15 protein-coding genes are annotated in these 19,731 nt (G+C 68.6%); 4 read left to right on the top strand and 11 right to left on the bottom strand.

The genetic code is table 11. The features are described 5' to 3' along the window. Window positions 1-461 precede the first annotated feature (461 nt). From AB4Y91_RS07060 to AB4Y91_RS07035, 6 genes are all read right to left on the bottom strand, one after another. The gene (locus AB4Y91_RS07060; RefSeq protein WP_441417734.1) at window positions 462-1,328 is read right to left on the bottom strand and encodes a helix-hairpin-helix domain-containing protein; all 867 of its coding nucleotides are present in this window, start codon (window positions 1,326-1,328) and stop codon (window positions 462-464) included. Window positions 1,329-1,434: 106 nt separating this feature from the next. Then, entirely contained in the window at window positions 1,435-2,478 is a 1,044-nt protein-coding gene (locus AB4Y91_RS07055) for a DegV family protein (RefSeq protein ID WP_441417733.1), read from the bottom strand. A gap of 71 nt (window positions 2,479-2,549) precedes the next feature. Further along, window positions 2,550-5,078 (bottom strand): leucine--tRNA ligase, encoded by a 2,529-nt coding sequence (leuS, locus tag AB4Y91_RS07050; protein WP_441417732.1) that lies wholly within the window; start codon window positions 5,076-5,078, stop codon window positions 2,550-2,552. A 352-nt stretch (window positions 5,079-5,430) separates the two neighbouring features. After that, window positions 5,431-6,945, bottom strand: a complete 1,515-nt coding sequence (gene glpK, locus AB4Y91_RS07045) for a glycerol kinase GlpK (protein WP_441417731.1) — start codon at window positions 6,943-6,945, stop codon at window positions 5,431-5,433. 81 nt (window positions 6,946-7,026) lie between these two features. After that, on the bottom strand, window positions 7,027-7,776 hold the full coding sequence (locus AB4Y91_RS07040; RefSeq protein WP_441417730.1) for an MIP/aquaporin family protein: 750 nt from the start codon (window positions 7,774-7,776) through the stop codon (window positions 7,027-7,029). A 158-nt stretch (window positions 7,777-7,934) separates the two neighbouring features. Then, window positions 7,935-9,749 (bottom strand): glycerol-3-phosphate dehydrogenase/oxidase, encoded by a 1,815-nt coding sequence (locus AB4Y91_RS07035; RefSeq protein WP_441417729.1) that lies wholly within the window; start codon window positions 9,747-9,749, stop codon window positions 7,935-7,937. 125 nt (window positions 9,750-9,874) lie between these two features. On the opposite strand from AB4Y91_RS07035, the gene AB4Y91_RS07030 reads away from it, so the two are divergent. Genes AB4Y91_RS07030 through AB4Y91_RS07015 form a run of 4 tightly spaced genes read left to right on the top strand, consistent with a single transcriptional unit; the run spans window position 9,875 to window position 13,778 of the window. Further along, the gene (locus AB4Y91_RS07030; protein WP_441417728.1) at window positions 9,875-10,837 is read left to right on the top strand and encodes a sugar-binding transcriptional regulator; all 963 of its coding nucleotides are present in this window, start codon (window positions 9,875-9,877) and stop codon (window positions 10,835-10,837) included. A gap of 48 nt (window positions 10,838-10,885) precedes the next feature. Further along, window positions 10,886-11,755 (top strand): aldo/keto reductase, encoded by an 870-nt coding sequence (locus AB4Y91_RS07025; protein WP_441417727.1) that lies wholly within the window; start codon window positions 10,886-10,888, stop codon window positions 11,753-11,755. An 11-nt stretch (window positions 11,756-11,766) separates the two neighbouring features. Then, the gene (locus tag AB4Y91_RS07020) at window positions 11,767-12,696 is read left to right on the top strand and encodes an alpha/beta fold hydrolase (protein ID WP_441417726.1); all 930 of its coding nucleotides are present in this window, start codon (window positions 11,767-11,769) and stop codon (window positions 12,694-12,696) included. Beyond that, entirely contained in the window at window positions 12,693-13,778 is a 1,086-nt protein-coding gene (locus AB4Y91_RS07015) for a glycosyltransferase family 4 protein (protein WP_441417725.1), read from the top strand. Before AB4Y91_RS07020 ends, AB4Y91_RS07015 begins: the two co-directional genes overlap by 4 nt. 99 nt (window positions 13,779-13,877) lie before the next feature. Here AB4Y91_RS07015 and AB4Y91_RS07010 read toward each other — a convergent pair whose 3' ends face one another. From AB4Y91_RS07010 to gmk, 5 genes are all read right to left on the bottom strand, one after another. Next, on the bottom strand, window positions 13,878-16,031 hold the full coding sequence (locus AB4Y91_RS07010; protein ID WP_441417724.1) for a primosomal protein N': 2,154 nt from the start codon (window positions 16,029-16,031) through the stop codon (window positions 13,878-13,880). Between the two features lie 192 nt (window positions 16,032-16,223). Further along, entirely contained in the window at window positions 16,224-17,459 is a 1,236-nt protein-coding gene (gene metK, locus AB4Y91_RS07005; protein ID WP_441417723.1) for a methionine adenosyltransferase, read from the bottom strand. 79 nt (window positions 17,460-17,538) lie between these two features. Then, entirely contained in the window at window positions 17,539-18,819 is a 1,281-nt protein-coding gene (locus AB4Y91_RS07000; protein ID WP_441417722.1) for a bifunctional phosphopantothenoylcysteine decarboxylase/phosphopantothenate synthase, read from the bottom strand. Between the two features lie 26 nt (window positions 18,820-18,845). Further along, a complete protein-coding gene (rpoZ, locus tag AB4Y91_RS06995; protein WP_138769242.1) occupies window positions 18,846-19,109 on the bottom strand; it encodes a DNA-directed RNA polymerase subunit omega in 264 nt (87 codons plus the stop codon). Window positions 19,110-19,148: 39 nt separating this feature from the next. Further along, complete coding sequence (gene gmk / locus AB4Y91_RS06990; protein WP_441417721.1) at window positions 19,149-19,721, bottom strand: guanylate kinase; 573 nt, start codon at window positions 19,719-19,721, stop codon at window positions 19,149-19,151. Window positions 19,722-19,731 lie beyond the last annotated feature (10 nt).

Below are 19,731 nucleotides of genomic sequence, written 5' to 3'. Positions count from 1 at the left end.
CAGGTCTCCGGCGATGCGCACCGGGACCCAGCAACAGGGCAGCCGCGGCGGCCGCCAATCCGGCACAGAGCCCGGCAAGCGGGGCTGGTTCCAGCCATCCGCCAGCCAGAGCAATGCCCCAAACCAGCAGCGCGGCGGGCACCAGGCGGAGGTCGGTCCGGCGTCGTCGTCCCGGCACGCCGTGCGGCACGGGCATGACCCCGGCCCGGCGCCTGCGCAGCGCCTCAAGGACACGGTGCCCCAGGCCGGCCAAGGCGGTACGCGCGGCTCCCCCTGCGCGGAACGAGCTGTTCGGCGCCGCGGGCACGCCCGGTGCCTCGGACGCGCCCGGCGCCGCGGGCACGCCCGGTGCCTGTCTGTTTTGCGTCGTTGCAGGATCCAGCGGATCCCGGCTGCGGGCCATGGCATCGGCGGCGGCGGCGCGGAAAGCCTGCCAACGGGGCCGCTGTTCCCCGGCCACGTCAGACCCGCACCAGCGGCAACAGGGCTTCGAGCAGCTTGGGACCAACACCCTCCACAGCGTCGAGTTCTTCGACGCTGCCGAAACTGCCGTGCTGCTTGCGCCAGTCGACGATGCGCTGGGCCAAGACCGGACCGACGCGCGGCAGCGTCGCCAACTCTTCGACGCCGGCGGTGTTCAGGTTGATTTTCCCCGCTGGCGCTCCGGCGCCGCCGGAGGTCCCGGTGCCGTCGGGACCGGGAGAGGGGCCGGGAAGTTCAACCGGGTCCGGGCTGCCGCGCTCCGGGACGAGGACTTTCTGACCGTCTTCGAGAACGGCGGCCAGGTTGAGCCGGTCAAGGTCGGCTGCGCGGGTGTTTCCGCCCGCGGCTTTGATCGCCTCGTGGATCCGGCTTCCGCGCGGCAGCACCACCACCCCGGCCTTCGCCACGGCACCGGCAACGTGGACGACAATGGTGCCGGCCGCCGTCGCGCCGGGCATCTCCGCGGCAGCCGGGTCCGCCCTCGACGGCGCCCCGCCGGGACCGCCGTCATCGGCTACGGCCGGTCCGGACCCGTCCGCCGCTTCCGAACCGGGTGGCTCGCCCAGCGACTGGACCCGTGGCGCTCCGTCGGCTGCCTGCCACCAGAACCAGCCGGCCAGCAGCACAGAGATCACGGCGAGCATGGCTGCGGCACTCCGACCGCTGCGCCACCTGAACACCGCGGGCACTGGGGACTCCGCAGCATCGGCCCCGTCAGGAGAGGCCCGGTCCGCCGCCGCCGGGTCCGGGGCTCCGTCAGCCGGGGCTCCCGGGGCCGGCACATCGCCGAGCAGCCCCTCCTCCGGCGCAGGGCCGAGGCTGGCGGCCCAGCGGTGCCGTGCCACGCCGGTTCCTGAGTGGGGTCCGCTGCGGGCTCCGGCCCCCGGGTATCGGCGCGACATGAAGCCAGCCTAGGGATGGGACCGGACCTGCCGACAGGCGCGGCAACGGCTATGTGGAAAGCGCCCCGGCAGCCCCCGGTGTGGAGCCAGACCCCGGTGTGGGGCCGCTCCCGGGAAGCGGGGTGCTGCTCTCCCCCACAATGACGGCCAGCACGCCCAGTCCGGCATGGGCCGCCAGCACGGCCGGCAGCGAACTGATCTGGGCGGGCGGGCAGTCAGGCAACCGCTGTGCCAGCCGCGATGCCAGCTGCTCGGCCTCGGCGCGGTTGCCGAAGTGGTGCACGGCGATCCTGGCCTCACCGCTGGGGCGGGACAGCGCATCAGCGGCGGCGATTTCCTCCAGCCGGCCGATGGCGCGGGGCGCAGAACGGACCTTTTCCAGCGGGACGACCTTGCCGCCGTCGACCGCCAGGATCGGTTTGATCGAAAACATGGTGCCCCAGAGGGAGGCGGCTGCGCCGATCCGGCCACCGCGGCGCAGCTGCTCCAGGCTCGGCACATAGAAGTAGACCTTGGTCCGGGCCAGCCGCTCTTCGGCGAAGGCCCTGACCTCGTCCGCGCCCCGGCCGTCAGCAGCCGCGACGACGGCGCTTTGCACGCCCATGCCCTGCGCCATCCCGACCGTGCGCGAATCCACGACCACCACCGGGATTCCCACTTTCGCGGCTGCGAGCCTGGCGGAGTCGGCGGTGCCGGAGAGCTCCCCCGAAATGTGCAGCGAGACTACGGATTCGAAGCCGCGTGCCGCCGCCGCGAGGTAGGCCTGTTCGAACTGGCCGGGTGAGGGCCTGGAGGTCCGGACCGGCAAGCCGCTGGCCAGTGCCACCGCGATGGTCTCGGCGATGTCGTCCTCGCCCTCGCCGTAGATCTCGGCGCCCACCATGACCGGCATCGGTACCACGGTCAGGCGGCCGTCGGCGGTGAAGTCCCGCACCCATTCTGCCGGCAGCGCGGCGGCGGAGTCAGTGACCACCGCAGTCCGCGCCGCCATGGCGCGCACTGGTTCGGGCACCGCCCCGGGGCGGGCAGCCTGGCGGAGCCTGACGAGGCGCTCGCGCAGCCACGGCCAGCCCGGGGGCTCACGGTCCGGCACGAAGCACCTCCTGAAAAGAGTTCCGGCCGCCGGCTTCTGCCGGCGGCCGGTTCACGAACGGCCTTGCCCGGCTAGGCCGGGACGATGTTGACCAGTTTAGGCGCCCGCACAATGACCGTGCGGATCCCCCTGCCGTCCAGCGCGCGCTGGACGTTTTCCGAGGCCAGCGCCAGTTCGCGCAGTTCGTCCTCGGAGATGCCCGGGGAAACCTCGAGCCGGTCCCGCACCTTGCCCTGGACCTGGACGACGGCGGTCACCGTATCCTGCACCAGCAGCGTCTCGTCGTGCGTGGGCCAGCCGGCGTTGGCTACCGACGCCGGGTGTCCCAGTACGTTCCACAGGTCCTCGGCGGTGTAGGGCGCGAAGAGGCTCAGGATCACCGCTACAGCCTCCACGGCCTCGCGGACGGCCGGGTCCGCGCCGCCGGCGCCGGCATCAATGGTCTTACGGGTCGCGTTGACCAGTTCCATCAGCTTTGCCACCACCACGTTGAACTTGTTGTGGTCCAGCAGTGCCTGCGCGTCGGCGATGGTGCGGTGGGTGACGGTGCGCAGGGCGCGGTCCCCGGCGGCGAAGTCGACGCCGGGCTCGCTGCTGACGTCCTGGCCGAGCCGCCAGGCGCGGGCCAGGAACTTAGCGGAGCCCGACGGCGAGACATCCGCCCAGTCGACGTCGTCCTCCGGCGGGGAGGCGAAGATCATGGTGAGCCGCACGGCGTCGACGCCGAACTTGTCCAGCTGCTCGCCCAGGTCCACGCCGTTGCCGAGGGACTTGCTCATGGCCTTGCCGCCGTTGAGCACCTGGCCCTGGTTCAGCAGCGCCTTGAACGGTTCGTCGGCCTCGATCAGGCCCAGGTCGTGGATGACCTTGGTGAAGAAGCGGGCGTACAGCAGGTGCAGGATGGCGTGCTCCACCCCGCCGACGTACTGGCCCACGGGCATCCAGTCGTTGATCTTGGCGGGATCGAACGGGCCCTCGGTGTAGTCGGGCGAGACGAAGCGCAGGAAGTACCAGGAGGAGTCCACGAAGGTGTCCATGGTGTCCGTGTCGCGCTTGGCCGGGCCGTGGCAGCTGGGGCACTCGACGTTGACCCAGGCTTCGGCGGCGGCCAGCGGGGAGGTGCCCTTTGGCGACAGATCCTCGCCGCGCAGGTCCTCCGGCAGGGTCACCGGCAGCTGGTCGTCCGGGACCGGAACCTCGCCGCAGGCCGGGCAGTGGATGATCGGAATCGGGGTGCCCCAGAACCGCTGGCGGCTCAGCAGCCAGTCGCGCAGGCGGAAGTTCACGAACTTCTCGCCGGTGCCCAGCTGCTCCAGGATCGCGATGGCGGCAGGGATGGCCTCGGCCTTGGGCAGCCCGTCCAGGGCGCCGGAGTTGATCAAGGTGCCCTCGCCGGTCGTCGCCGTGCCGGACACGGCGGGGTCTTCCTCGCCGGTGTCCAGGACCGCCCGGACGGGCAGGTCGAAGGTCTTGGCGAAGTCCAGGTCGCGCTGGTCGTGGGCCGGGACGGCCATGATGGCGCCGGTGCCGTAGTCGGCCAGCACGTAGTCGGCCGCCCAGACGGGCAGCTTCTCCCCGTTCAGCGGGTTAATGGCGTAGCGGCCGGTGAAGACGCCGGTCTTTTCCCGTTCGGTGGACTGGCGCTCAATCTCCGACAGCGCCTTGACCTGTTCCCGGTAGGCGTCCAGTGCCCCGGCGTGTTCCTCGGTGACCAGTTCGGCGGCCAGCGGGGCGTCGGCGGCGACCACGAAGAAGGTCGCGCCGTACAGGGTGTCCGGGCGGGTGGTGAAGACCGTGACGTCCTTGGCGGGCTTGCCGCCGTCGGCCTCGACCACGAAGTTGACGTGCGCGCCCTCGGAACGGCCAATCCAGTTCTTCTGCATGGCCAGGACCCGCTCGGGCCAGTGCCCGCGCAGTTCGTCCATGTCATCGAGCAGCCGGTCGGCGTAGTCGGTGATCTTGAAGTACCACTGGTTCAGGGACTTCTTCGTCACAGCCGTGCCGCACCGTTCGCAGGCGCCGTTGACGACCTGCTCGTTGGCCAGCACGGTCTGGTCCTTGGGGCACCAGTTGACCGGAGAGTTCTTGCGGTAGGCCAGCCCGCGCTCGTAAAAGCGCTTGAACAGCCACTGGGTCCAGCGGTAGTACCCCGGATCCGAGGTGTGCAGCCGGCGGGACCAGTCAGCGGAGATGGCGTAACGCTTGAATGACGCCGCCTGGGTGTCGATGTTGGCGTACGTCCACTCGCTGGGGTGCGCGTTCCGCTTGATGGCGGCGTTCTCCGCCGGCAGTCCGAAGGAGTCCCAGCCGATCGGGTGCAGCACGTCGTAGCCCTGCTGGCGCAGGTAGCGGGCGACGACGTCGCCCATCGCGAACGCTTCGGCGTGGCCCATGTGCAGGTCACCGGACGGGTACGGGAACATGTCCAGCACGTAGCGGCGTTCCTTCGAGCCGTCATCCAGGGGCGTGAAGACCTTGAGGTCCTCCCAGACCTGCGGCCACTTGGCCTCCATGGCGGCGAAGCTGTAGGCGCCCTCTTCGGGGCCTTCATTCGCGACGGCTGCTGCTGTTCCGGTCTCTGTCTCCGGCTGAACGCTCACTGCTGGCCTCTTCTGTTCTTTCGATCTTGTCGGATCAGGACTGTCCCGCCTGATCCCTTGGTCCCCTGCTGCGGGCCGGTACATATCCCGGACACACAAAAGCCCCTCGACACGGAGGGGCTGCCGCTCGGCAATCCGGGTTTTCGCCGGGATGCCGGGCGGCTAACTAAGCAGGAGGATCGCACGCATACGACTACTTTAGCGCACGGCTTGCCAGCGCTACGTAAGTCGCCACGAGCGGCTGAATCGGCCAGCCCGGAAATGCCGAACTGTTGAGGGGGCCCGGGAGCGGCTTCGGGCGTCCGCGAAGCGGGCGGGGCCCCCTCAACAGTGAAGGCATCGGCTCGTCGGCCTACTTCACGTCCTCGTCGACCCAGTCCATGGACTTGGTGACGGCCTTCTTCCAGAGACGCATCTGGCGCTCGCGCTCCGCCTGGTCCATCTTCGGTTCCCAGCGCTTGTCCTCGGACCAGTTGGCCGAGCACTCGCCCAGATCCTTCCAGAAGCCGACGGCGAGGCCGGCCGCGTAGGCGGCGCCGAGCGAGGTGGTCTCGACGACCTTCGGCCGGATCACCGGCACGCCCAGGATGTCGGCCTGGAACTGCATCAGCGCGTCGTTGGCGACCATGCCGCCGTCGACCTTGAGTTCCGTGAGCGGAACCCCCGAGTCGGCGTTGACGGCGTCGAGCACCTCACGGGTCTGGAACGCGGTGGCCTCCAGCGCTGCGCGGGCGATGTGGTTCTTGTTCACGAACCGGGTCAGGCCGACGATCGCGCCGCGGGCGTCGGAGCGCCAGTACGGTGCGAACAGGCCGGAGAAGGCCGGAACGATGTACACGCCGCCGTTGTCCTCCACCGAAGCGGCCAGGGTCTCGACTTCCGGGGCGCTGCTGATCATGCCCAGGTTGTCGCGCAGCCACTGGATCAGCGAACCGGTGACAGCGATCGAACCCTCCAGGGCGTAGTGCGGCTTGGCGTCGCCAAGCTTGTAGCCGACCGTGGTCAGCAGCCCGTTCTTGGAGTGGACGATTTCCTCGCCGGTGTTGAAGATGAGGAAGCAGCCCGTGCCGTAGGTGTTCTTTGCCTCGCCGGTGTCGAACGCGGCCTGGCCGAAGGTTGCCGCCTGCTGGTCGCCGAGGATGCCGGCGACCGGAACTTCGCGCAGCAGCTGGGAGGTGTGGACGGTGCCGTACACCTCTGAGGACGACTTGATGGCGGGCATCATGGAGGCCGGGACCCCGAAGGCGTCCAGGATTTCCTGGTCCCACGACAGCGTGTCGAGGTCCATGAACATGGTCCGGGACGCGTTGGTCACGTCGGTGACGTGTACGCCGCCGTCGGTTCCGCCGGTGAGGTTCCACAGCACCCAGCTGTCGGTGTTGCCGAAGACGAGGTCGCCGGCTTCTGCCTTGGCCCGGGCGCCCTCGACGTTGTCCAGGATCCACTTGATCTTCGTGCCGGAGAAGTAGGTCGCCAGCGGCAGGCCCACCTTCTGCTTAAAGCGTTCCGGGCCGCCGTCCTTGGCCAGCTCGTCGACGATCGACTGGGTGCGGGTATCCTGCCAGACGATCGCGTTGTACACGGCTTTGCCGGTGGTCTTGTCCCAGACCACCGCGGTTTCGCGCTGGTTGGTGATGCCGACGGCGGCAATGTCGTGGCGGGTCAGGTTGGCCTTGGACAGTGCGGAGGCGATGACCTCGCGGGTGTTGTTCCAGATCTCGGCGGGGTCGTGCTCCACCCACCCTGCCTGCGGGAAGATCTGCTCGTGTTCCATCTGGCCGGAGGAAACGATGTTGCCGCTGTGATCGAACACGATGGCGCGGGTGCTCGTGGTTCCCTGGTCAATGGCGATTACATACTGGTTCATGCTGACGTCCTTGTCTTTTGGGCCTGGCGGTTGAATTGATGCGATTCGAGCGGGTTTGGTTCAGGGTCCTGTGCGGCAGAATCAGGCGGCGGCGGTGGCGATGATCGGCACCACGGCTGCTACGACGCCAGCGAGTCCGCCGCCGATCAGCGGTCCGACGACCGGGATCCACGAGTAGCTCCAGTCCGAAGAACCCTTGCCCTTGATGGGCAGCAGGGCGTGGGCGATGCGCGGGCCGAGGTCACGGGCGGGGTTGATGGCGTAACCGGTGGGGCCGCCGAGGGAAACACCGATGCCGACAACCAGCAGCGCCACGGCCAGCGGGCCAAGTCCCGACGGGGTCCCGCCGAAGGTCAGGATGACGAAGACGAGGACGAAGGTGCCGATGATCTCCGTGATCAGGTTCCACGGGGTGGAGCGGATGGCGGGTCCGGTGGAGAAAACACCCAGCTTGCTGGCGGGCTCGGGTTCGACATCAAAGTGCTGCTTGTGGGCCAGCCACATCACGACGGCACCCAGGAAGGCGCCCAGCAGTTCCCCGCCGAAGTAGGTCAGGGTGGAGCCGAAATCGACCGCGACACCCGGGGCGTACTCCTTCTTGCCGTTAAGCAACAGGCCGAAGGTGACGGCCGGGTTCAGGTGCGCCCCGGACTTGGCCGCAACGAAGACACCGGCGAAGACGGCAATGCCCCATCCCCAGGTGACCATCAGGAACCCGCCGTTGTTGCCCTTCGTGCCTTTGAGCGCGACGTTGGCCACAACGCCGCAACCCAGCAGGGTCAGCATTGCGGTGCCGAATACTTCGGACAGGAAAACTATTCCAAGAGACATCTTTGACTCCTCTATTTTCTGTTGTCAGCCCTTCGCGAGTTTGAAGGGCCGTTGGGCCGGCAGCGGTTTCGCGCTGCCGGCCGGCCACTGCGGGTTCCCCTGGGAGAAACCCCGCAGCCCTTGTGTCCGGAGGCTCCAGCCTCCGGACACTCAAGTTGTCAGGCGACCAGGCTGTGTACCTGGACGCCGTGGAACCGCTGGAGCACCTCCTGGGCGTGGTCGATCTCGGCGGTCCGCGTCGCCGCGTCCCAGCCCAGCGGTCCGGAAAGGATCTCGGCGAGCTCGTTCAGCAGCTCCCCCGTCACGAGCCCGCGGAACGCGAGGGAGGTGCGGCGGATCAGCACGTCCACCAGGTGTCCGATCTGCTCGTTGGCCGCCATGAACTCCAGTTCCCGGACGCTCAGTTCCCGGGTGGAGTGCAGCAGCCGGTCGGTCCCGGCGTCGAGGTAGGCCATGACGTCCACCGCGCGGGTGCCGTAGCGGGTGAGCAGGCCAGCGGTCCGGTCCGCGTCGCGGCCGGCCCCCATGTGGGCCTTGATCCAGCGCTGGACGCCGTCCTCGGTGTCGGGGAAACCTGCCCCGCCGCCGATGGCAAGTTTGGCGGTCGAGACTTTCCGTTCCATGCCGAGTTCGGCGAGGACGTCGTTGCTGAGGTGTTCGGCGAGGGCCCGGAACGTGGTCCACTTGCCGCCCACCAGGCTGAGCACGACGGCGCCGCCGTCGGCCAGCTGCCCGGCGCCCCTGGCGGGGCCGCGGCGCTCGATCCGGTAGTCGCGGCTGACGAAGCCCGGCTGCGTGGCGTCGTGCCGGGGCAGCGGACGGACGCCGGAGAAGGTGTAGACGATCTGTTCCCGGTCCACGGCCACGTCCGGGAAGACGTGCCCGATGAGGTCGAAGAAGTAGTCGATCTCGGCCTCGGTGCAGACGGCGTCCTCGGCCATGTCGGCGTCGATGTCGGTGGTGCCGACCAGCACGCGGTCGCCCATCGGGTAGATCAACACGATCCGGCCGTCGGTGTGTTCGAAGAAGATCTCCCGGCCCTGGCAGGCCTCAAGCAGCCCGGGGTGGTCCAGCACTATGTGGGAACCCTTGGTGCCGCCCATAAACGCGGACGCCGCGCCCATGGCCTGGTTGGTCAGGTCCACCCAGGCGCCGGTGGTGTTGACAATGACGTCGGCGCTGAAGTCGAAGACGTCGCCGGTCAGTTCGTCCCGGAGCTGGACGGTTCCGCCCTTCGCTCCGGGGGTTGCCGTGCCATTGCCGGAACCGGCTGCGCCGTCCATGGAGACCAGGGAGAGGTAGTTGCTGGCCCGGGCCCCGTTGCCGGCCGCCTCGCCGGCCTTCTCGCCGTCCTGGAGCACGTCCAGGGTGAGGCGCTCCGGGTTGTGCACGGAGGCGTCGAAGTAGGTCGCGGCGTACTTGATGCCGGGGTGCAGCCGGGGCAGCTCGGCCAGGGCGCGCTTGCGGCCGCGGAACTGGTGGCGCGGCACGGTGCCGCCGTCGCGGGAGAAGGAGTCGTACATGCTCAGGCCCAGCTTGATCAGGAAGGCACCGCGCTCGGTGTTCTTCCCCTGCTTGTGGGTCAGGAACCGCAACGGCGCGGCCAGGATGCCCGAAAAGGTGCTGAAGATCGGGATGGTGGTCTGCAGCGGCTTCACGTAGTGCGGCGCGATCCGGAGGAGCCGGTTGCGTTCCACCACGGACTCCTGGACGAGGCGGAACTCGCCGTTTTCCAGGTACCGGATACCGCCGTGAATCATGTGCGAGGAGGCGCCGCTGGCTCCCTGGCAGAAGTCGCCCCGTTCGACGAGGGCAACGTCAACGCCCTGCAGGGCAAGGTCACGGAAGGTTCCGACCCCGTTGATGCCGCCGCCGATGATGAGCACCTGCGCGTGCGGCCGGTTCCGCAACTGCTGCACGGACGTGCGCTGTGTGCTCGACGCCGGATTGCCGGATGAAACCTTGTTTCCCAAAACTGCTCCTTGGGGATCGGTGCTCTGCGGCGCGCCCACCGGGCACGTCGCCGTTCAACACTATTCTTTGGACTAATGGAAAATGGAGTCAAGCACTATGCACAAACGTGCAGATTGGAAATGGAATGTCGCCAACCCGCCAGTCCGACGCCCTCCGGGCCGCCCAGTTGTATTACCTCCAGGACCTGACGATGGACGCCATCGCCCGTGAGCTCCGAACGTCCCGCTCGACCGTCTCGCGGCTGCTGTCGGCGGCCCGGGAATCGGGCCTCGTGCAGATCCAGATCCGCAGCCCGTTGGACACCGGACCCGAGCTCGCCAGCATGATCCGCGCCGAATACAAGGTCGATGTGCACGTCGTGCCGGTGGTGGACACGCTCAACGAGGCGGAAACGCTGGACCGCGTGGCGATGCAGGCCGCGCGCACCATCGGCCCGCTCGTGGACTCGAACGCGATCATCGGGGTGGCGTGGGGTTCCACGCTGAGCGCCGTGAGCCGGCACCTGACCCGGAAGATCACCCATGACAGCATCATCGTGCAGCTTAATGGAGCCGGAAACATGCAGACCACGGGCATCACTTACGCCTCGGACATCATGCGGCGCTTCGGCAGCGCTTACGGGGCGCGGGTGGAACAGTTCCCGGTGCCGGCGTTCTTCGACCACGCCGCGACCAAGAAGGCCATGTGGAATGAACGCAGTGTTCAACGCATCCTGCAGCTGCAGTCCCGGATGAGCATCGCCATTTTCGGGGTGGGATCGGTCGACGCCGACTACCCCAGCCACGTGTACGCCGGCGGCTACCTGGACGAGGACGACCTGAGCGTACTGGCGGAGTCCGACGTCGTGGGCGACGTCGCCACTGTTTTCTTCCGCGCGGACGGCTCCTCGGACGGCATTACCCTCAACGAACGCTCCACCGGGCCGGACCTGGCCCAGCTCCGGCAGGTCCGCCGCCGGATCTGTGTGGTCTCCGGCGCGTCCAAGATCAACGGGTTGCGCGGGGCGCTCGCTGCCGGCCTGGCCACGGACCTGATCCTGGATGAGGCCAGCGCCCGGCGGCTGGTCAGCGCCGAGGGCCTGTCCTGAGGGCCGGACACCCGCGGCCGGGTGCCCGGAATGGGTAGAGTCGTTGCTATGAGAATCTCCCCCCGGCTGACCTTGAACAACGGCGTGATGATGGACCGCCTCGGGTTCGGGCTTTACAAGGTGCCCCCCGCGGACGCCGCCGGGCTCGTGACCATGGCGTTGGAGGCCGGTTACCGTCATTTCGACACTGCGGCGATGTACGGGAACGAGACGGGCGTCGGGAAAGCGATCGGCGCCCTGTCCGCCTTCGACGGCTCCGCCGGCGGCTCCGGCGAGCTGCACTCCCCGCTCGCCCGGGAGGACATTTTCGTGACTACCAAGCTCTGGAATGACGACCAGGGCTACGACGCGACCCTGCGTGCCTTCGACACCTCGATCGCCAAGCTGGGCCTCGAATATGTGGACCTCTACCTGATCCACTGGCCGTGCGCCCGGCGCGGGCTCTTCACGGAGAGCTACCGCGCGCTCGAATCGCTCTACCGCGAGGGAAAGGTCCGCGCCATCGGGGTGTCCAACTTCCAGCCCGCACATCTGGAGCGGCTGCTCCAGACCGCCGAAGTGGTGCCCGCGGTCAACCAGATTGAACTGCATCCCTGGCTGCAACAAGCCGAGCTGAGATCCCTGCACGCGTCGCTGGGCATCACCACCGAGGCGTGGAGCCCGCTGGGCCGCGGCCAGGTGATGGAGGACCCGGTGGTGCTGGAGCTCGCCGCGGCACACCGGCGGACCGCGGCCCAGGTCATCCTGCGCTGGCACCTGGAACTGGGTAACGTCGTCATCCCCAAGGCCAGCTCCTACGCCCGGATCCGCGAGAACCACGACATCTTCGGTTTCAGCCTCAGCACCACGGACCTGGACGCCCTGGCCGGCCTGGACCGGGGATTCCGCACCGGTTCGAACCCCGACGACGTCAACTAGGACCCGAACGAATGGAACACGTGGCCACCGAGCCTTCCCCCCTGCCTCCCCTGCTCAGCGCCGAACTGGAAACGCGCAGCAGCGCCTCCGCGGTGGACCTCAACGGTACCCGGGTCGCCTACTGGAGCTACGAACCGGTCCGGGAGACCGCCGACACCCGGACCATCCTTGTGATCCACGGCTTCCGCGGCGACCACCATGGCCTGCTCCGGGTGGCCGACCAGCTCCCCGAAATGCGCCTCATCATGCCGGACCTCCCGGGGTTCGGCGCCTCCGCCGCGTTCCGGACCGGCGGGCACAGCGTTAGCGGCTACGGCCGGTTCATCGCCGACTTCATGGCCGCCCTCGGGCTGGGCAAGGACACGGTGCTGCTGGGCCACTCCTTCGGTTCGATCATCGCCAGCCACTTCGTGGCGGACCATCCCGGCGCGGTCGCCGAACTGATCCTGATCAACCCCATCGCCGCACCCGCTCTGGAGGGGCCCAAAGGGCTCATGACCAAGGCCGCGGTGCTGTACTACGAGGCGGCGGCCCGGCTCCCCCGCGGACTCGGGAACGCGCTGTTGCGCAACCAGCTGATCGTCCGGGTGATGAGCGAGACCATGGCCAAGACCCAGGACAAGGCGCTGCGGAGGTTCGTCCACGCCCAGCACAGCGCGTACTTCTCCGCCTTCGCCGACCGCGACAGCCTGCTCGAAGCCTTCAAGGCCTCGGTCAGCAGCAACGTCGCGGAGGTGGCTCCACGGCTGGCCCTTCCGGTTTTGCTCGTGGCGGGCGAAAGAGACGAAATCGCCACCCTGCCCGACCAGCACAAGCTGCTCCCGCTGCTGCCGAACGCCAGCCTCGAAGTCATTCCCGGCGTCGGGCACCTCATCCACTACGAAACCCCGGAACCCGCCGCGGGCTTCATCCGACGCTTCCTGAAGGAACACGACGCGTGAAAATCCTTATTGACGCTCGCTTCACCAGGCTCGACCACCACGATGGCATCAGCCGTTACGGCGCCAGCCTCATTGCCGCGACCGCCAAGGTCGCGGACGTCTCCATGCTGATCAGCGATACGCGACAGCTGGCCTTGCTCCCGGACGTCCCCTACACCCTGATCAACAGCCCGCTCTCGCCCGCGGAGCTATTCGTTGCGGCCAAGGTCAACCCGCTGGGGGCCGACGTGGTGGTGTGCCCGATGCAGACCATGGGCAGCTGGGGCCGGAAGTACGCCCTGGTCCTGACCCTGCACGACCTGATCTACTACGAGCACCCGGCACCTCCCGGCTTCCTCCCGGCCCCGGTCCGGGTCCTCTGGCGGCTCTATCACAAGGCGTTCTGGCCCCAGCGGGTCCTGCTGAACCGGGCCGACGTCGTCGCGACCATCAGCTCCACCACCGAGGCCCTGATGGCGAAGTACCGCCTGACGAAGCGACCGGTCCGGATCGTCGGCAACGCCCCGCAGCCCGGGCTGACTCCTCGGGACCCCGGCGCAGGCGCCGACAAGACGCTGCTTTACATGGGGTCTTTCATGCCTTACAAGAATGTCGAAACCATGGTCAAGGGCATGGCCCAGCTGCCGGAGATAACCTTGCACCTGCTGAGCCGGATCACGCCCGAACGCAGGGCGGAGCTGGAGGCGCTGGCCCCGGCGGGCGCCGGCATCGTGTTCCACAACGGCGTCACCGATGCCGAGTACGAGGCGCTGCTGGCCCGCACCACGGCCCTGGTCAGCCTCTCCAAGGCCGAGGGCTACGGCTTGCCGCTCGTGGAAGCGATGTCACACGGCACTCCGGTCATCGCCAGCGACATTCCGATCTTCCGCGAGGTGGGCGGGGACGCGGTCAGCTACGTCGACCCCGACTCCCCGTCCGCGTTTGCCGCCGCGGTCCGCGAGCTCGAGGAGCCCGAGCTCTGGAAGCAGCGCTCCAGCAGTGCGGTGCAGCGCGCGGCCGAGTTCAGCTGGGACGCCTCCGCACAGCGCCTGCTGGCCGCCGCCGAAGAGGCCGTGGCCCTGCGCCGGCGCAAGCGACGCTAACCTCGGCCGTTTCGATGGTTCCGTGCCAATTCGACGCGGGCGGACGTCGAGTGCGCAGGGAACCGTCGAAGCGGCGCCCCTACGCCGGCGCAAGCACCGTTAGAGAACGTCGACGCCGTCGAGCCGCAGCTGCACCGGATCGTCGGTGCGCTTGGCGGCGGCTGCGGCCTTGACCGCACGCATGGCCTTTGTGGCCTCGGTGGCTTCGGCGTACGGGATGAACAGCAGCGTCCGCACGTCCTCCCCACCGCGCCGCTCCATGCCGGCAGCCGTTGGCGTGGCTACGAATCCGCCGGCGCCCGGCAGCGGCGCCGGACCGGCCTGCCGGAGCACAACGCCCTTTTTGGCCAGCGCCCGTTCGACGGCCTCGGTGAAGTGCCCGACGGCGGTCCGGCCGCCGGTGACGGACGCGATCCGGACCGCTGGCGGCAGCGACAGCTCCTGCCGCAGGGCGAGCTCGCGTCCGGCGTAGCCGGCGGGGTCCCAACGCAGGAGTGCCCCGACTCCCGCCGTGTCCTCGGCGGTGATGACCACAAGGCCGCCCTCGGACGCGGAACGGACCAGGGCCGCGGCGTTGAACCAGCGCCGCACGGCGTCCTCGCCCGCCCGGAGGTTCTCGCGGCGCAGCAGCGAGTCGCCGTCGAGCAGCAGCGCGGCCGCATACCCGCCCGCCGCGACCGGTTCGGCGCCGACCGTCGCGACCACGAGGGCCTTTGAGTCCGGGACGGTGGCCAGCACGCGGTCGCCGGAGGAAGTGACGACGGGTTTGCCCGGAAACGCCCGGCCCAGTTCCTCGGCCGTCCGAAGTGCCCCGGTGGCGCCCCGCCGGAGCCGGACCCCGTCGCAGTGCACGCAGTGCCAGTCCGGGGCCGCCGCGGAGCACCACCGGCACACCGGCACCGCGGCGCTGCCGCCGGGCCCGGCGATGGCCAGCGGTCCGTTGCAGGCGGTGCAGCGCGCGGCTTCGCGGCAGCGTTCGCAGGCCAGAGACGGCGCGTACCCTGCGCGGGCAACCTGAACGAGGACGGGACCGCGTTCCAGGCCTTCCTTTGCGGCGCGCCATGCGGCGCCCGGCAACCGCGCGATCCGCGCCAGCGGGTCGCGCTCCTGTTCGAAACTGTCCGCGGTGTTCTGGACGCGCGGGACGGTGCGGCGCATCACGGAGCGCCCCGCCTCGATCGGGCGGGCCCAGCCGGATTCCACCAGCCGCTGCGTCTCCGTGCTGCGGGCGTGCCCGGCGAGCAGGCAGGCGGCGCCTTCATGCGCGGCCCGGAGCAGCAGGACTTCACGGGCGTGGGCGTAGGGGGAACGCTGCTCGATGTGCAGGTCGTCGCCGTCGTCCCAGCACACCACCAGGCCCAGGTTCCGCACCGGGGCGTAGGCGGCGGAGCGGGTGCCGACGGCGACCCCTGCGGCGCCGCTGAGGACCCGCAGGAAGCTGCGGTACCGCGGTGTCTGGCCGTTGTCGGCCGTGAGCCGGGCGACGTCGCCGGCCGGCAGGTGTTCCAGCAGGGCCGCCTCCACCCGATCCAGGTCGCGGTAGTCCGGCACCACGACGACGGCGCCCCGGCCGGAGCGGCGGACGGCGGCAACAGCCTCGGCAACCATCCGGGGCCAGCCGCCGGGACCAAACCCCTGCAGGGCGCTCAGCACGGCACGCGGCGACTCCCCCGCCCCCAGGTGCTGGAGGAATGCCGGGCCGTTATGATATTCCGCCCAGCCGGACGGAGGGGCAGCAGGCGGCTCTGCCCGGGCGTCGTCCCCGGCGGCGAAGAGTGCCGGGTCGAGCAGGCCTCCCGGTGCGTAGTCTTTTTCCATTTTGGCCATCCGGGGCGGGATGGCGACGCGCAGGACGTCGCTGACAGTTCCGGCGTAGCGCGCCGCCACCCTCCCGGCCAGTTCGGACACGGCGGGGGTGAGAACGGGAACCGGGGACACGACCTTGAATAGCGGCACCAGCGGGTGGCCGGCGTCGGACGCCGCCGTGCGTTCGAGCAGGTATCCGCCAAGCTCCTGGCCGCTGAATTTCACCTTGACCCGCACGCCCGGCCGGGCCGCGGCGTCGAGGTCCGCCGGCACGCTGTAGTCGAACGGGCGGTCCAGGTGCGGGAGGGAGGATTCCAGCAGCACCCGGGCCACCGGCAGTTCCGCGGCAAGGGCGGGCCCGGCGGCTGCCGCGGATGCCGGGAAGCCGTGCAGCAGCGAGAGCTGAAGCGGTTCCTCCGGCGTGGCGGCGCGGCGATCTGGAGTCATGGTGCCTGCCTCCCTTCGGCGCTGGAATCGGTCAAGTAAAGAGCCTGGAAACTTCGACGATCAGGCTAACGATCAACATTAAAGCTGTAGCCAGGCCGCCGTTCGGCGGCCTGGCTACAGCACATCACAGAGCTGTGACATTGAAGAGCAACGACATTCAAGAGCTCTGCCATCCAGCGGTTCGGCCGGTTGCTAGGCGTTGAAGAAGGCCTTCAGCTCGTCGACCCGGTCCAGGCGCTCCCAGGTGAAGTCAGGCTCCTCGCGGCCGAAGTGGCCGTGCGCGGCCGTCTTCGCGTAGATCGGACGCTTGAGGTCGAGCGCGTCGATGATGGCGCGGGGGCGGAGGTCGAAAATCTCGGCAATCGCGGCGCTGATCCGGGCGGGATCGACGGTTTCGGTCCCGAAAGTCTCCACGTAGGTGCCCACGGGGCGGGCCTGCCCGATCGCGTAGGCGATCTGGATTTCCGCACGCTTGGCGAGGCCGGCGGCCACCACGTTCTTGGCAACCCAGCGCATCGCGTAAGCAGCGGAGCGGTCCACCTTGGACGGATCCTTGCCGGAGAAGGCGCCGCCGCCGTGCCGGGCCATGCCGCCGTAGGTGTCGACGATGATCTTGCGGCCGGTCAGGCCGGCGTCACCCACCGGACCGCCGATCACGAAGGCGCCGGCCGGGTTGAGGATGTTGCGGGACCGGGAGATGTCCAGGTTGGACAGCGCCATGACCGGGTCGACGACGTGCTCGGCGAGGTCGGCGCGGAGCTGGTCCAGGCTGGCGCCTTCCGCGTGCTGGCTGGAGATCACGACGGTCTCGACCGAGACGGGACGGTCGCCGTCGTAGCCCACCGTGACCTGGGTCTTGCCGTCGGGGCGCAGGTAGCCCAGCTGGCCCGACTTGCGGACCTCGGTGAGCCGTTCGGAAAGCCGGTGCGCGAGCCAGATCGGGACCGGCATGTAGGACGGGGTCTCGTCGCTGGCGTAGCCGAACATGATGCCCTGGTCGCCGGCGCCCTGGAGATCGTAATCGTCTTCCTGGCGGCCTTCGCGTGCCTCGAGGGAGTTGAATACGCCGCCGGCGATGTCGTTGGACTGCTGGCCGATGGAGACCGACACGCCGCAGCGGGCGCCGTCGAAGCCGTTCGCGGAAGAGTCGTAGCCGATCCCGAGGATGGTCTCGCGGACGATCTGCGGGATTTCGACGTAGGCGTCCGTGGTGACTTCACCGGCCACGTGCACGAGGCCCGTGGTGGCCAGGGTCTCGACGGCGACGCGCGACTCCGGGTCCTTGGCCAGCAGGGCGTCGAGGATCGCATCGCTGATCTGGTCACAGATCTTGTCGGGGTGTCCTTCGGTCACCGACTCGGACGTGAAGAGCCGGAGCGAGGCGGGCGTGGACCCATGGAAGTCTGGGATGTGCAGCGGTAAAGTCACTCAACTACCTTACTGGTTGGGAAACGGACGTCCGGCGGCGTGTGTCCCCCTGCTAAGGAGACCTTGATTACGCCAGCGCTTATGCGGGCGGGACAACCCGGCTTAGCTCGGCGCTGATGCGGTCAATGACGGCAGCCGCGACGTCGGATTTGGAACCCGACGCCTCTTGGGGTTCGGAGCCGGACCGCGAAAGGATGACTACGGCGTTGCTGTCCTGGCCAAAGACCTGGTTCTGGCCCACCTGGTTGACCACCAGCAGGTCGCAGGCCTTGCGGCGCAACTTGGCCTGCGCGTATTCGAGGACGTCCCCGTCGGCGTCGCCGGTTTCGGCAGCGAAACCCACGATCAGCTGGTTCCGGGACGCAGCATCACGGACCTCGACGACTTCCCGGAGAATGTCCGGGTTGCGGACCAACGAAATCACGGGATCGGCGACGTCGTCGCGCTTCTTGATTTTGGTTCCGGAGACATCCGCCGGGCGGAAGTCCGCCACCGCGGCGGCCATGATGACGACGTCGGAATCGGCGGCGGCGTGCAGGGCCGCCTTGCGCAGTTCCAGTGCGGTCTCAACCTCCACCACCTCGACGCCGTCGGGGGCCGGGACGTCCATGTGGGCTGCCAGCAGCCGAACGCGGGCGCCGGCCTCGCGGGCGGCGACGGCCAGCGCCACGCCCTGTTTGCCGGAGGAACGGTTGCCGAGGAAGCGGACCGGGTCCAGGGGTTCGCGGGTGCCGCCGGCGCTGATGGTGACAGTGAGTCCGGCCAGCGGCCTGGCTGCGGCGGCTGGAAGGGCCGCGTCCGACGTCGACAGGCCGGGGGTGTTGGGCACGGCCGGAGCGCCGGCCAGGGCCAGCGCGGCAGCGAAGATTGCCTCGGGTTCGGGCAGCCGGCCCGGGCCGGAATCCGCCCCGGTCAGCCGGCCGGTGGCGGGTTCGAGCACGGTGATGCCACGGCTGCGCAGGGTTTCGACGTTGGCCTGGGTAGCCGGGTGCCGCCACATTTCGGTGTGCATGGCCGGGGCCATCAGCACCGGCCCGCCGGCCATCAGCAGCGTGTTGGTCAGCAGGTCGTTGGCCTGACCGGTGGCGGCGCGGGCCAGCAGGTCCGCCGTGGCCGGTGCCACCACGATCAGCTCAGCCTCGTGGCCGAGCCGGACATGGTTGACGGTGTGCACCTCGTCGAAGACGCTGTTGCTCACCGGGTGCCCGGAGAGGGCCTCCCAGGTGGCCACGCCGACGAACCGGGTGGCGGCCTCGGTGGGAATGACGGTAACGTCATGGCCGGCTTCAGTAAAAAGCCGGAGGAGCGACGCCACCTTGTAGGCGGCAATCCCTCCCCCGACTCCGAGGACTATGCGCACGTGACCTCCGTCAGGCAGCAGAGATATTACTCTGCGGCGGCTTCGATCGGCGTGGAAACGAGCTTGCCTTCGTTGATTTCGCGCAGGGCGATGGAAAGCGACTTTTCGTTCAGCTTGGTGTCGACCAGCGGGCCGACGTACTCGAACAGGCCCTCGTGCAGCTGGGCGTAGTAGGCGTTGATCTGCCGGGCGCGCTTGGCACCGAAAATCACCAGTCCGTACTTCGAATCGGCAGCCTTCAGCAGCTCGTCGATCGGCGGGTTGATGATGCCTTCAAGGTTCGTGGACACGAATTCTCCAAATTCTAACGGGCCAATCCGACCCTGCGGTTAGTGCGGGTGCGGCGTTAGCCCCATGAGTGAAACAAGCTCATCCGCTGCCCGACGTACGTCATCATTGATGACTGTGTGATCGAACTCCGGTTCAGCGGCTAGTTCTACTTTACCGGTTTCCAGCCGTCGCTGCTGTTCCTCGGCGGATTCAGTGCCGCGGCCCACCAGGCGGCGCACCAATTCTTCCCAGCTTGGCGGGGCGAGGAAGACGAATTGCGCGTCCGGGACGGCCTGCTTCACCTGGCGTGCGCCCTGCAGATCAATCTCCAAAAGCACCGAGCGACCCTCAGCAATCGCCGCGTCTACAGTGCTCTTGAGGGTGCCGTAAGTATTTTGTCCGTGCACCACAGCCCACTCCAGGAGTTCCCCTGCCGCGATGAGGGCATCAAACTCTTCCTTGGACTTGAAGTAGTAATGCACACCATCGATCTCACCGGGCCGCGGCGGGCGGGTGGTTGCCGACACTGAAAGCCAGACCTCGGGATAGTTGTCCCGAATATAGGTGGACACGGTGCCTTTGCCGACAGCCGTCGGACCGGCGAGGACTGTCAGTCCGGGTTTCTTGCTCACGTATTCCTTT

The sequence above is a fragment of the Arthrobacter sp. YAF16 genome (assembly GCF_052113385.1).
Classification (GTDB): domain Bacteria; phylum Actinomycetota; class Actinomycetes; order Actinomycetales; family Micrococcaceae; genus Arthrobacter.
Note: the sequence above shows the minus strand (reverse complement) of the source record. Positions and strands in the feature narration are given on the sequence as shown.

What these genes read in the sequence shown, in the direction of transcription:
- glpK (WP_441417731.1), bottom strand. Translation starts at nt 6,945, where the DNA reads ATGAACCAGTATGTAATCGCCATTGACCAGGGAACCACGAGCACCCGC.
- AB4Y91_RS07040 (WP_441417730.1), bottom strand. Translation starts at nt 7,776, where the DNA reads ATGTCTCTTGGAATAGTTTTCCTGTCCGAAGTATTCGGCACCGCAATG.
- AB4Y91_RS07030 (WP_441417728.1), top strand. Translation starts at nt 9,875, where the DNA reads ATGTCGCCAACCCGCCAGTCCGACGCCCTCCGGGCCGCCCAGTTGTAT.
- AB4Y91_RS07025 (WP_441417727.1), top strand. Translation starts at nt 10,886, where the DNA reads ATGAGAATCTCCCCCCGGCTGACCTTGAACAACGGCGTGATGATGGAC.
- AB4Y91_RS07020 (WP_441417726.1), top strand. Translation starts at nt 11,767, where the DNA reads ATGGAACACGTGGCCACCGAGCCTTCCCCCCTGCCTCCCCTGCTCAGC.
- AB4Y91_RS07010 (WP_441417724.1), bottom strand. Translation starts at nt 16,031, where the DNA reads ATGACTCCAGATCGCCGCGCCGCCACGCCGGAGGAACCGCTTCAGCTC.